Source organism: Brevibacillus brevis (genome assembly GCF_900637055.1).
Lineage (GTDB): Bacteria > Bacillota > Bacilli > Brevibacillales > Brevibacillaceae > Brevibacillus > Brevibacillus brevis.
In genome coordinates, this window is the sequence record NZ_LR134338.1 from 1,629,609 (window position 1) to 1,642,098 (window position 12,490).

Annotated in this window: 12 protein-coding genes; 9 read left to right on the forward strand and 3 right to left on the reverse strand. The window is 50.7% G+C overall.

Features of this window, described 5'->3' with window-relative positions; translation table 11 throughout:
* The first annotated feature begins 44 nt into the window (after positions 1-44).
* From EL268_RS08410 to EL268_RS08425, 4 genes are all read left to right on the forward strand, one after another.
* Entirely contained in the window at positions 45-647 is a 603-nt protein-coding gene (locus EL268_RS08410; RefSeq protein WP_106654426.1) for an RNA polymerase sigma factor, read from the forward strand.
* Between the two features lie 42 nt (positions 648-689).
* Entirely contained in the window at positions 690-1,517 is an 828-nt protein-coding gene (locus EL268_RS08415; protein ID WP_106654427.1) for a GNAT family N-acetyltransferase, read from the forward strand.
* 160 nt (positions 1,518-1,677) lie between these two features.
* Entirely contained in the window at positions 1,678-3,405 is a 1,728-nt protein-coding gene (locus EL268_RS08420) for a sensor histidine kinase (RefSeq protein ID WP_106654428.1), read from the forward strand.
* Complete coding sequence (locus tag EL268_RS08425; protein WP_106654429.1) at positions 3,380-4,162, forward strand: LytR/AlgR family response regulator transcription factor; 783 nt, start codon at positions 3,380-3,382, stop codon at positions 4,160-4,162. Before EL268_RS08420 ends, EL268_RS08425 begins: the two co-directional genes overlap by 26 nt.
* Before the next feature lie 64 nt (positions 4,163-4,226).
* On the opposite strand, the gene EL268_RS08430 is transcribed toward EL268_RS08425, so the two are convergent.
* On the reverse strand, positions 4,227-4,712 hold the full coding sequence (locus EL268_RS08430) for an LPXTG cell wall anchor domain-containing protein (protein WP_106654430.1): 486 nt from the start codon (positions 4,710-4,712) through the stop codon (positions 4,227-4,229).
* 255 nt (positions 4,713-4,967) lie between these two features.
* Between EL268_RS08430 and EL268_RS08435 the strand changes: the two genes are divergently transcribed.
* The 4 genes from EL268_RS08435 to EL268_RS08450 all read left to right on the forward strand — a co-directional run bounded on the left by EL268_RS08435 (position 4,968) and on the right by EL268_RS08450 (position 9,626).
* Positions 4,968-7,058 (forward strand): carbon starvation CstA family protein, encoded by a 2,091-nt coding sequence (locus tag EL268_RS08435; protein WP_106654431.1) that lies wholly within the window; start codon positions 4,968-4,970, stop codon positions 7,056-7,058.
* Entirely contained in the window at positions 7,055-7,267 is a 213-nt protein-coding gene (locus tag EL268_RS08440; RefSeq protein ID WP_017250626.1) for a CstA-like transporter-associated (seleno)protein, read from the forward strand. Before EL268_RS08435 ends, EL268_RS08440 begins: the two co-directional genes overlap by 4 nt.
* 285 nt (positions 7,268-7,552) lie before the next feature.
* On the forward strand, positions 7,553-8,377 hold the full coding sequence (locus EL268_RS08445; RefSeq protein ID WP_106654432.1) for an inositol monophosphatase family protein: 825 nt from the start codon (positions 7,553-7,555) through the stop codon (positions 8,375-8,377).
* A 166-nt stretch (positions 8,378-8,543) separates the two neighbouring features.
* The gene (locus EL268_RS08450) at positions 8,544-9,626 is read left to right on the forward strand and encodes a glycoside hydrolase family 15 protein (protein WP_106654433.1); all 1,083 of its coding nucleotides are present in this window, start codon (positions 8,544-8,546) and stop codon (positions 9,624-9,626) included.
* 92 nt (positions 9,627-9,718) lie between these two features.
* Here EL268_RS08450 and EL268_RS08455 read toward each other — a convergent pair whose 3' ends face one another.
* Positions 9,719-10,645 carry a helix-turn-helix transcriptional regulator gene (locus EL268_RS08455; protein WP_106654434.1) on the reverse strand — a complete coding sequence of 309 codons (927 nt, stop codon included), beginning with the start codon at positions 10,643-10,645 and terminating at the stop codon, positions 9,719-9,721.
* Between the two features lie 45 nt (positions 10,646-10,690).
* On the opposite strand from EL268_RS08455, the gene EL268_RS08460 reads away from it, so the two are divergent.
* On the forward strand, positions 10,691-11,554 hold the full coding sequence (locus EL268_RS08460) for an alpha/beta fold hydrolase (protein ID WP_106654435.1): 864 nt from the start codon (positions 10,691-10,693) through the stop codon (positions 11,552-11,554).
* Here the strand turns inward: EL268_RS08460 and EL268_RS08465 are convergent.
* Positions 11,519-12,421, reverse strand: coding sequence for a DMT family transporter (locus tag EL268_RS08465; protein ID WP_106654436.1), 903 nt, complete (start codon positions 12,419-12,421; stop codon positions 11,519-11,521). The two genes, EL268_RS08460 and EL268_RS08465, sit on opposite strands and share 36 nt — an antisense overlap.
* Positions 12,422-12,490 lie beyond the last annotated feature (69 nt).

Here is a 12,490-nt window from a genome sequence, read left to right on the forward strand (position 1 = left end):
CTAATAGCAACCAAATATTGGAGATAAAAGGAGGCTTATGCAATGTGAGCATCAAGAGGGAAGTACAGCAGGACATTCAGCTAGCACAGGACGGCAGCGCAGAAGCTTTTGCCAGAGTTATTCAATTGTACGAGCGTACCTTGTATGGCTTGGCACGAACCTATGTCGGGCGGGACGAGGATTGTGCCGATGTGGTGCAGGATACGGTAATGAAAGCATTCAGAGCCATTCGAACGCTGCGAGAGCCTGCTTATTTCAAAACATGGATGATCCAAATTCTCATAAACGAATGCAGACAGTGGCAGCGAAAAAAGAAACGAAGTCCAACCGTAGAGTTGTCTCCGACACAAATAGAGGAGAAAGCGGTACAGGCTCCCTACGAAGCCATTGAACTAACAGAGGCAGTATGGAAGCTGGAGCATGAGCTGCGCATCGTCGTTTGGCTTCACTATTACGAGGATTTGCCGATTAAAGAAGTCGCCTCGCGAGTAGGTGTCCCTGAAGGCACAGTGAAATCCCGGCTGCACCGGGCTCGTGTGCTGCTTGCAGAAGAGCTGGAATCCTCCCAGGAAAGGAACGTGGACCATGACCCGAATTTCATGCGGAAGCTGAGTCTGGATGACTTCGCTCCGCTATCAGCCGCTTAAGTACACAGATGTCCAAAAGAGAGAGAAAGGGCCGAAATTGCGATGATTCATAGATTGGAATCAAATGATTATGCAAAAATCAGAACGCTGCTGACACCTGATAACGTGAACGATTTGACCATCCATGCGATTATCAATGGGACAAATCGAGGAGTAATTTACGTGGATGATGTGGAGCAGCCTCGGACAGCATTGGTCGATCAAACCGGCGTGATCAGCATTTTCGTAGGGAATGCTGCCAATGAAGCGTTCACAGCAGATCTGGGTGCCTTTATCGAGGGAGAATTGCGCAGATATACGACCGAATCATGCGGGGGCACTCATTTTCTGGCAGTTGTGCCAGATGAAGCGTGGGAAAAGGCAGTGACCAAAGCTATCTCGCATCGAGAGATCGAAACGGATTGGGAATATTACTACCAGTTCAATCCCGAGCAATTCCAAGCGCGAAAGATCAGCTACCGCCCTCTGCCCGAAGGATACACGTTGAAAAGAATCGATGCAGGTGTCATTGAAAATGATCCTGACAACATTCTGATCGAGATTGTAGAGGAGTTCTATCATTCGGTGGATGATTTTTTGCAGTGGGGTGTAGGTTTCTGTGTATGTAAAGGAAATACGATTGTGAGTGCTTGCCTGTCTTGCTGCGTCCATGAGCGTGACCATGAAATTAGCGTGGAAACGTACGAGGAAGCCGACATGAACAAAGGTTTTGCGACGCTTGCTTGCGCGGCATACCTGGAGCATTGCTTGGAACATGGACTGACACCGCACTGGACCACGCTGGAAACGAACGAGGAGTCAGTACGTCTGGGGACAAAGCTAGGATTTGAACCGAAAGAAAAGTGTAAAATACTGGAGTTCGAATATTAAAACGATACAGGTATCCATGGGTTGTCGAAATCACTTCGGCAACCTTTTTTGCTAGGAAAGGAGGAGAATCAAAAGGGAAAAACGAGGTGAAAAGTGAATATTTTGATTAGTTACAGAAACGAACAGGAATCATCGGACAGCGATTGAGAGGGAACAACCAATGAATATGGCATTAATGGTTCCGTTGACGGAGCGGACGGCTGTTTTGATAGTGGTGGCCTTGCTGTTTACACGTGTACGTGCATTCCGCAGCATATTGAACCAGCAAGCGACGTGGCGGGAAAAAGCGCTAATGGTCGTCATTTTTTCCGCGATTTCCATACTAGGTACATACAATGGCATCTGGTATCAGGATGCGATTGCGAATTCACGCGTGATCGGGACTGTCGTGGCAGGCTTGCTGGCTGGTCCTTGGGTAGGGCTGATGACTGGACTGATTGCGGGGATTCATCGCTATTCATTGGGGGGCTTTACGGACTTGGCATGTGCCATCTCGACGATCAGCGAGGGCTTGTTTGCGGGACTCATCTATCAGTACCGCCGTAACCGCAGCAAAAAAATAGGATGGACGACAGCACTCGTCGTTGGTTTCTTGGCGGAGTGGCTGCAAATGGGAATTGTCTTGCTCATCGCACGTCCTTACGCTGACGCTTTGGCATTGGTGCAGGCCATTAGTGTACCGATGTCAGTCGTCAACTCGGTCGGAATTGCTATTTTGATCATTATTATTGATTTGGCGAAAAAGGAAGAAGATCGGATTGGGGCACTCCAGGCCCAGCGAACGCTGCAAGTAGCGGACAAAACACTATCTTACTTGCGTCAAGGACTGACGTCTGATTCTGCCCAAAAGGTAGCAGAGGAAATATTGCGGACGACGCGTGTAGCAGCGGTAGCGATTACCGATACGCGCTCTGTACTTGCGCATGTTGGCGCAGGCTCGTCCCATCACGTAGTGGGAGAAGGCATAACGACCAAGGCGACCCGTGAAGTTTTATCGACCAAAGAAGTAAAGATTGCCCAGACAAAGGAAGAGATTGGGTGCAGGGAGACGAATTGTTCCTTGCGCTATGCGATTCTCGTACCCCTGATGCGAAGACGTGAAGTGGCGGGCGTGCTCAAGCTGTATCAGGATCGCTCTCGCAAACTGTCGGCAGTGGACTTGGAACTCGTGCGTGGATTGGGGAACCTGATATCGAGTCAGCTCGAACTGGCTGAGCTCGAGAAGCAGTCCCGCCTGTTGGCAGACGCAGAAATCAGAGCCTTGCATGCGCAAATCAATCCGCATTTCTTGTTCAATGCGCTCAATACGATCGTGTCGTTTATTCGCTTCCGTCCCGAACAGGCGCGTGAACTGTTGATTCATTTGGGGGAGTACTTCCGGCGTAATTTGCATGACTCTGGGGGATATGTCAGTCTGGCGCGTGAGCTGGAGCATATCGAAGCGTATTTGGCCATCGAGCGTGCGAGGTTCGGGGACAAGCTGCATGTAGAGTACGACATCGAGGATGGCGTAGAGCGGTTTACCGTGCCAGGACTGATTTTGCAGCCGCTGGTAGAGAATGCGGTCAAGCACGGGCTGTTGCCCAAGCGCGAAGGAGGAACTGTCGTGATTCGTGCCCGCCGCAAAGAAAAGCAAATCGTCGAACTGACAGTGGCAGATAATGGAGTGGGAATGGAAGTGGACCCATTCGAGCCAGCCCTAAATGAGAAGATTGCAGGACGGCAATTATCCGGGATCGGTCTTGCCAATGTAAAAAGCCGTCTCCAGTCGATCTACGGAGAACCGTATGGAATCGTGATCGAGAGCAAAAGCGGGAGCGGCACAACATGCACCATACAATTACCGATAGGGGTGAACGTCAGTGCTCAAAGTGTTCATCGTCGATGATGAGACACCTGCCAGAGAAGAACTGCGGTATTTGCTGGAGCAGTTTTCGGAAGTGTCCGTAGTAGGAGAGGCGGGCAGCGGGGAAGAGGCGTTGGAAGCGGTTCTTCAGACAGAGCCGGATGCGGTCTTTTTGGACATCCATTTGCAGGACAGAGATGGCGTAGATGTGGGGCAGGAGCTTCTGGAATCCATGGTCAATCCACCTGTCATCATCTTTGCAAGTGCGTATGAATTCCATGCGGTCCGAGCATTTGAGGCCGAAGCCGTTGATTATATCGTCAAGCCGTTCAGCGAAATGCGACTGGAAAAGACGATGAACCGGGTACGAAAAATGATGCGGAAAAACGAGCCTGCATTGGACGCGTCACCGCTGCTGGAGGAAAGGCTGCAGTCCCTTCTGCAAAATGTGTTGGTCGATACTCAGCCGCGTCGTGTCCCGGTGGAAAAAAACGGTAAGATCATGCTGATTGATCCAAACGAAATCGTCTATGCCACCTTGGAAGGAAGGTATGCGAGCATTTATACAGCAGGTGAGCAATATGCGACCACGTTTACGTTGCAGGAGCTGGAGAGCAGGCTGTCACGCCAGCAGTTTTTTCGGACGCATCGCGCTTTTATTGTCAATTTATCCAAAACAGCAGAGCTCGTTCCTTGGTTCAAAGGCTCGATTCATCTAGTCATGCAGGATCATCGCAAAACAGAAGTGCCTGTCAGCCGCAATGTCGTAAAGGAATTGAAGAAACGACTGGGGTTTTAAAGCAAACAGACCAATCCTGCATCCCGTTTGGGAGGGGAGGATTGGTCTGTTTTTTTTCGACTGCTTACATGGGATAGTCATCGTTTTTCTTGCGTGTCACCATGATTCCGCCCAGTACGATCAGGAGCAAGCCGAGAATGCCGCCTACTTGGGTAGAGGCCAGATTCGCGATCAAAAATACGACGGCAAGAACGGTGAGGATGCCAATGGGGATCAACAGAGCAGGTTTGCGATTGCCGAATATGTACAGCTCGGTAAGCCCCACGGCAGGACCGATCAGGAAGAAGGGCCACGTTGTGCTCATATCCCCGCCAAAAAAAAGCTGGCTGAAAAAGAAGAGTGGGGCATAGACGAGCAAGATCCCGCCCGGTACGAGCAATCCAGCACGATTCGGCTTTGGGTTCATAAAAAAGAAAATATGAAACCCGATACCTGGGATGAGAAGGAAGACTGGCCATAGCATGTCCATTGCGAGCGGTACGTTCAGGTAGGTAGCCAGAACAAAAATCGCTCCGATTCCGATAATGATGTAACCCCCGATTTGTCGCATGTACGTATTCTCCTTTTTGGTCTCCATACCAATTTATGTCTAACTTTAACATATTGTGGAGACAAATGGATCAGACTCGGGGCGGAGGCTTTCTACGTCCTAAAATTGAAACGCTTACACTCAAGCGAGGATGGTGCAACTTGTGCTTGTTTTTGTACGGTTCAGCCATTTTTTATGTTGGCAATTTGTCCGATGTGATACGTTTTTCTAAGGTTCATTGCCTGAATATTTGATAAATAGAAGGAGGCGACTCGGATGAAGAAATGGTTTCTTTCCCTCCTGATTTGGGGCGGGATAGCCGCATTGGGTGCTGTCGGATTCGGGATGATAGCGCTCTGGCAAGGGGAATCAGTCAACTCGTTCTGGTTACTGACAGCCGCATTCTGCACTTATGCTGTAGCTTATCGTTTTTACAGCAAATTCATAGCCAAAAAATTAATGGCGCTCGATGACAATCGCGCTACACCGGCAGAAGTGAACAACGATGGCAAAGACTTCGTGCCAACGAACAAATGGGTGTTGTTTGGGCACCATTTCGCTGCGATTGCAGGTGCAGGTCCGCTCGTAGGTCCTACGCTGGCTGCGCAAATGGGATATTTGCCGGGAACGATCTGGATTATCGTCGGGGTCGTGATCGGTGGAGCGGTGCAGGACTTCATTATTTTGTTCGGATCGATGCGCCGCAACGGAAAGTCTCTCGGGCAAATTGCCAAGGAAGAGATTGGTCCTGTAGGCGGAGCGCTTGCCTTGGTCGGAATTATTGCCATTATGATCATCTTGATTGCTGTCTTGGCGATGGTAGTTGTAAACGCTCTAGCTGAGTCACCTTGGGCAACCTTCACGATATTCATGACGCTGCCAATCGCGATATTAATGGGATTGTACATGCGGTATATACGACCCGGGCAGGTATTGGAAGGCTCGATCATCGGGCTGGCGCTGTTGTTCGTGTCCCTCTGGCTCGGTCAAATCGTTGCTGCATCGCCAACTTGGGGACCGGCCTTTACGTTTTCCAAAGTACAGCTTGCCTGGATGATTATTGTGTACGGCTTCATCGCATCTGTTTTGCCTGTGTGGCTGCTGCTGGCGCCGCGCGATTACCTCAGCTCGTTTTTGAAAGTAGGGACGATTGCGGTATTGGCGGTGGGAATCGTGCTGACGCTGCCACCGTTGCAAATGCCAGCACTGACGAAATTCATTGATGGAACTGGCCCTGTTTTCGCAGGAAATCTGTTCCCCTTCCTGTTTATTACCATCGCGTGCGGAGCCGTATCGGGATTCCATTCACTCGTATCATCCGGAACGACGCCGAAGATGATCGCGAAGGAATCGCATGCACCATTGATCGGTTATGGCGGGATGCTGATGGAGTCTGGAGTCGCCGTTATGGCGATGATTGCTGCATGCGTGTTGACTCCGGGCGTCTATTTTGCGATCAACTCGCCTGCCGCAGCGATTGGTGTAGACGCAGTCCAGGTTGCGACGACGATAACGGGCTGGGGCTATACAGTAACCCCTGACCACTTAACGACTCTCGCCAACGATATTCAAGAAAAGACGATCCTGTCACGGACGGGCGGAGCGCCGTCACTGGCGATCGGGATGGCGACGATTTTCTCCGGTGTATTGGGCGGCAAGGCATTAATGGCATTCTGGTATCACTTTGCGATTTTGTTTGAGGCCGTATTTATTTTGACGACGATCGATGCGGGAACGCGTGTCGGACGATTTATGGTACAAGACATGCTCGGCAACGTCATCCCGAAAATGAAGGAAGTCAACTGGCTGCCAGGCAATCTCATTGGTTCTGGCATTATTACCATCGGATGGGGATATTTCCTGCTCCAAGGCGTCATGGACCCATTGGGAGGCATCTACACCCTGTGGCCGCTCTTTGGTATCGCCAACCAGATGCTCGCCGCGATTGCGTTTACGGTGGGAACGACGATTATTTTCAAAATGGGCAAAGCGGCCTACTCGTGGATCACGCTCGTACCGATGGCTTGGCTGACGACGGCTACGCTGACAGCGGGCTGGCAAAAGCTGTTCCATCCTGATCCCAAAATCGGGTTCCTCTCGCATGCAGAAGCATTCCAAAAGGCACTGGATGCCGGTACGCTGCCAAAAGGAGTAAAAACGGTGGAGGCTGCACAAAAAATGATCTTTAACGACCAAATCGATGCGGTGGTATGTGCGATCTTCATGGTCATTACGATTGGGATCATTCTCGACGGAGCGCGGGTATGGATCAATATTCTCCGCGGCAAGCACTATCCGTTGCAGGAGTCGCCGTACATCAAGTCCAAAGGAAATGTATTTGACGGGAAAGGACATCACGTAGCATGAGGCGCAAGCTAAGAGCCATGCGAAAGGCAATGCGCAAAGTGAGCTCTGCTATTAAAACGATTTTCGGAATGCCCGACTATGATCGCTATCTCGCCCATTGGTACGAGACGCATGGGGCACCGGGTATCTTTCCGATGACAGAGCGTGAGTACTACATGTACGCATTGACCGAACGATTTGAAAAAGGTGGCGTAACGCGCTGCTGCTAAAGTGGTTATGTAAAAGAGGGTGTCTCCCCGGTCAGAAAATGACGAGGGAGACACCCTTTTTCAATAATTCGGGCGCTGGGAAAAACAAAGACATTTCAGGCGCATTCCCCGTGGCTAACGTGTGGTGTAACAGCAGGTAAAGTATGGTACACTAAACAATATAGCATGGCCGTTTTTTAGCACGAGCTGTCTCAGCATTTTCAAATAAAACATCGAAGCCTCTCTTTCTAGAAGAAAGGGGCGTGCTTTGCGAAAAAATAAGTCAAGTTTTAGGTGGCGATACGTGTGCAAGCATCAACACTGGCGGCTCTCAAGGAGCTCGCTTTGCAATGCGCCCGTTCAGCGGGTGAGCTGAGTCTGAAGCGAATGAAGGAGCCTTTTACCGTCGAGTATAAAACATCAGCCTCCGATCTTGTTACAGCCGTAGATAAAGAAGTGGAGAATCACGTCATTCAGATGATTCTTGCCCGCTTCCCTGATCACGGCATTCTTGGAGAAGAGAGTGCACATGCGGAGGACTACAAGCAGTATGACACGCTTTGGGTCATTGACCCGATTGATGGCACGACCAATTTTGTTCATCAGCAAATCAATTTTTCCGTCTCCATTGCCGTCTACCATAAGGGAGAGGGAATGGTCGGAGCGGTTTACGATCCTTCCAGAGACGAGTTGTTTTATGCGGTAAAAGGGGAAGGGGCTTTTCTCAATGATCGTCCCTTGCAGGTGAATCGAGAAGTGAGCTTAGAACAGGCTTTGTTATGCACGAGCGTATTTTGGAACAAGCGCGCAGAGCAGATCGGCGTCGACTTGATCGTGAAAAAGCTTGCCGGGAAGGTTCGCGGAATGCGCCTGCTAGGAAGCGCCGCTCTGGAGATGGCATATGTGGCTGCAGGAAGACTGGATGGCTACGTCAGCATGCAGCTCAATGCGTGGGATTTCGGGGCAGCTCGCATTATTGTAGAGGAAGCGGGCGGCCGCGTGACGACCATGATGGGGACACCACTGCCGTACGATCAAAAAAGCAGCGTGATGGCTTGCAACCCGACTTTTTATGAGGAGCTGCAGCATTACCTGAAATCGGAACATACCGATGTACCTTCACAAAATTAATTGTCACAAGAACCCGCTGGACATGCGCATCCGGTGGGTTTTCTTTTGCTGTGCATATTGGGTTTTCGTTTGGACGTCGGTTGCATATGCTATAAAAGCATAGCCGGAAACGAGCAGCAAGTGTATTTGTTACGACGGCGGCTTGTCCGAATAAGGGGGAATAACCATGACCCTGATCGAGGAAAGTGTAAAGTTGATCCTTCAGCATCAAGCGAGTACCGGGGCGTATCTCGCTTCACCCGCATTTGTCCACTATCAGTATGCGTGGCTCCGTGATGGAACATTTACGGCCTACGCGATGAACCGTACCGGCAACCATGAGAGCGCCCGCAAGTTCTACCAATGGTGCGATGATGTGATCCGAAAGCATGAGACAAAGGCAAGAGCAGCCATTACGGCAGTAAAAAAAGGCTTTGATAAAAATGATGCGGGGAACGACCGCTTTTTGCATACGCGCTATACAGCTGACGGCGAAGAAGTAACAGGCGAATGGGGCAGCTTTCAGCTAGATGGCTACGGGACATGGCTGTGGGGGCTGGCTGAGCATGTGCAGATGAGTGGGGAGCATGAATTGATTCACGAGCTGAAGCCTTCTATTGAACTGACGATTGACTATGTAGTGACGTGCTGGCAGCTCCCTAACTTTGATTGCTGGGAAGAAGGAGGAGACCGAATCCATCCGGTGACGCTAGGAGCCATTTATGCCGGGCTCAAGGCGATGGAGCCTTATTTGTCCGACCGAGCTTCCGAACTCGCTTGGCAAGGAGAGACCATTCGCCAATTTATACGCGAGCATGGCACAGCCAACGGGCGATTGATAAAATCAGTCGGGGATCATTCTGTAGATGCAAGTCTGCTCTGGCTGGCACTGCCGTATGGGATTGTCACCGTAGATGATCCGCTCATGATCCGGACCGTGCAGGCCATCGAAGAGGAGCTGCGCGCAGGGTACGGTGTGCATCGCTACCCGGCTGATACGTATTACGGCGGGGGACAGTGGCTGCTGTTATCTGCGTGGTTGGGCTGGTATTACGTGAAAACGGGCAGGCGTGAAGAAGCGGAAAAGATAGCCGCGTGGATTATTTCTCAGCGGCAAGCGAGCGGACTGCCTGAACAAGTGCAGGAGCATTTGCTTTCTCCGGCGCATTATGAGTGGTGGGTCGAGAGGGCAGGACATCCCGCTGTGCCGCTCCTTTGGTCGCATGCGATGTTTCTCGTGTTGGCGGCAGAGCTCGGTATGCAGCACTAGCCAGGAAGAGGCTCTTCCTGGCTTTTCTTATTACTGACATCTATTGACACCATTTGTTGCTATGCTCATCTCAGGACCGAACAGAGTGGCGTTCAACCGGGATAAAAATGACACAGAGCATGAAGCTCTTTACGCAGCCAGTCGATTAGTTCAGCAGGCTCCTCTACTGTCGCTTCTCTTCCCAGACCAAGTACAAACCGGGCTACCCAATCTATTTCGGAGAGAGCGACGGTGTCGGTAATGAAACCGGAGCCATCTGCCAGAAGCGTAATCTGATTACCGAATTGATGGTGGCTTTCGGCTAGTTTACAGCCTTTTCTCGTCAAACGAATTCGCAGGGGAAGCTGCTCTGGTTCTTCATACTGCGAGACATGCGGATCAGGGACGACGGAAGGGGCATCGACAATCATCATGGCTTGGATGCGGTCAACACGCAGCTTGACTGTGCATCCCCTGAGAAAGCAGAAGCATTTGCAGTACCAGTAGCCATCGAAGGCATACAAATAATCGGGCTGAATGATTCTGGTGCTTTGTCGGTTGAGAGAGTCGTACGCAATTTCCACAGTTTGTTGTGACAGAGCAGCATCCAACAGCGGCCGCAAAAAGGGAGCCTCCACCCTTCTGCTCGGGTTCGTCACCCGCAGTTTTTTGCGAAGCTGCTCTACTCTAGTCAAAGGATCTGTGGGAAGACTCGCAAGCAGCTTGGCGATCACAGACAAAGTTTCTTTTGCAAATGGCTTGTCTGTATAGGAGAGAAGAGCTTCATACGACAAAATCAGAGCAACGGCTTCCTCTGTCGTGAGGGCAAGGGGCGCCAGCTGATGAGATCGAATCAGTCTGTATCCACCGCCAGGACCGGGGGAAGCTTGCAAGGGCGCACCTGCCTCGCTGAGCAAGTGCAAGTCACGCAGCATGGTTCGTTTGGACACGGACAACGTATCGGCTAAGTCACCCACGGTAAAGGTTTTTCCTGTGTGGAAAAGCGCAAGCAGTTCAAGTAAACGACCTGTTCGGTTCATACGTATTCCTCGCTTAAGCTAAAACGAATGAAAGGATGAGTCAACGTGAAGTCACTGACGGTTTATCAGCAGGAGACAAGGTTGCATGTGTTGGAAGGTGCGCGAAATGGTGAAACGATTTTGTTCTTGCACCCCCAAGGAGGGACCTCGTCCATCTGGAACGACATGTTACCTTATTTTTCAGAGGATTTCCACATCATTTGTATGGATCTGCGTGGGCATGGCCAATCTGAGCATGCGGCTACTGGCTACGATATCGGTACGCAATGTGAGGATATACGGGCAGTTCTCGATCATACAGGAGTAGAAAGAGCCCATCTGATTGGCAATTCTCTCGGCGGAGATTTCGCCACCTTTTTTGCAGCGACGTACCCTGACCGCGTGCGATCACTGATCAATCTGGATTCAGGCATGATTGATTTTGTGGGCCCGAATGGCGAGCGGGAAGGATCAAAAGCTGATATTTTGGAGCAGTATCGCAAGCGTACAGTGCCAGCGTTCCAGCATCGAGAGGAGTTCGCTCCGTACGCGAGGCAGCATTGGTATCCGTGGGACCCGTATTACGAAAAATGGTTTCAGCACGTGACGATCTACCCTCTGTCTGATGGGCTGATCACGTATCAGATACCCGCTGCGATTAACCTTCAAATCATGGAAACAGTCTGTGATTTGCACTATGAAGATGCCTACGCACAAATGAGATGCCCGGTTCTGTTTCTCCCGGCGGAGACAGAGCCAAAGCTCGATGTGAAGCTCTCTCTCATCCAAAAGGTTACGAGGCATCCGCAAAGCAAAACGGTAGTCATTCCAAATTCCAAGCACTTGATGCCGATCGATGCGCCGCTAGCGACAAGCATGGAAATATTGGCGTTTCTAAAAGGCTTGGTGCTTGACAGTCCTTCTGGATAACCGAGGCTTCATCGTGGAGAGCAGGACACCGATAAGCGTCACAACGCCACCAGCCATCGTCACAAGCGTAGGACCTTCACCCAGCCACACCCAAGCAATCAGAAAAGCAAGCACTGGCGTCATGTAAAGGGAGGTAGTAGCCTCCGATGTACCAACGACAGAAGTCACATAGGCGAGGGACAAATAAGCAACAACACTAGGGAAAATGCCCAAATACGCAGCACTGAGTGTCACATCCCAAGGCGCTTGGGCTATCGCTGTGCCAAGCCCGGGCAGAAAGAAGAGCATACATAAGGTACCTGCCCATAAGGTGTAGGCGGTAAACGCGAAAACACCGTATTTTTCTACGAATGGCTTCTGAAACGCAAAGTAAATGCTTTCGCTAATGGCTGCCAACAAAATCAAGAATATTCCGTCTGTTAATAGAAGAGTCTCCCCTGTGCCAATCGAGCAGATGGCGACTCCGAGAAAACTGATCAGTGCACCTAACCAGCCTCTCACTCCGAAATGCTCCCGGAAAAATAGGAGAGCGAGGAGAGCCGAAAAGATCGGCGTCGTCGTGACCAAAAGGCTGGCTACACCTGCACTTACAGTCATCTCGCCGTAGTTGAGTGCTGTATGGTAAACGGCGAAACCCAAGCCCCCAAGCATAAGGATAGCTGGGACATCCTTTAACTCCGGCAGACGGATGCGGAAAAAGAGTGCGAGTATCCCGAGAAAAAGAGAGCCGATCAGAAAGCGAAGCAGCGACAGATGCTCCGGCGAGTAGGCTTGCAGCCCAACGCGAATACCAGCAAAGGCCGAGGCCCATAACAAAATGCTGATGGCATGTGCAGCGAAAATACGACTTCTGACATGATGAAACAAGATAACTTCCCTCCTTTGAATGAAAAAACCAACCAGCTATTCACTGCTTCTTCTTTCTTTTTCATGGTA

Excerpts from the sequence above, each read along its gene's own strand:
- EL268_RS08415 (WP_106654427.1), top strand. The coding sequence starts at position 690 with ATGATTCATAGATTGGAATCAAATGATTATGCAAAAATCAGAACGCTG.
- EL268_RS08420 (WP_106654428.1), top strand. The coding sequence starts at position 1,678 with ATGAATATGGCATTAATGGTTCCGTTGACGGAGCGGACGGCTGTTTTG.
- EL268_RS08430 (WP_106654430.1), bottom strand. The coding sequence starts at position 4,712 with ATGCGACAAATCGGGGGTTACATCATTATCGGAATCGGAGCGATTTTT.
- EL268_RS08435 (WP_106654431.1), top strand. The coding sequence starts at position 4,968 with ATGAAGAAATGGTTTCTTTCCCTCCTGATTTGGGGCGGGATAGCCGCA.
- EL268_RS08440 (WP_017250626.1), top strand. The coding sequence starts at position 7,055 with ATGAGGCGCAAGCTAAGAGCCATGCGAAAGGCAATGCGCAAAGTGAGC.
- EL268_RS08450 (WP_106654433.1), top strand. The coding sequence starts at position 8,544 with ATGACCCTGATCGAGGAAAGTGTAAAGTTGATCCTTCAGCATCAAGCG.
- EL268_RS08455 (WP_106654434.1), bottom strand. The coding sequence starts at position 10,645 with ATGAACCGAACAGGTCGTTTACTTGAACTGCTTGCGCTTTTCCACACA.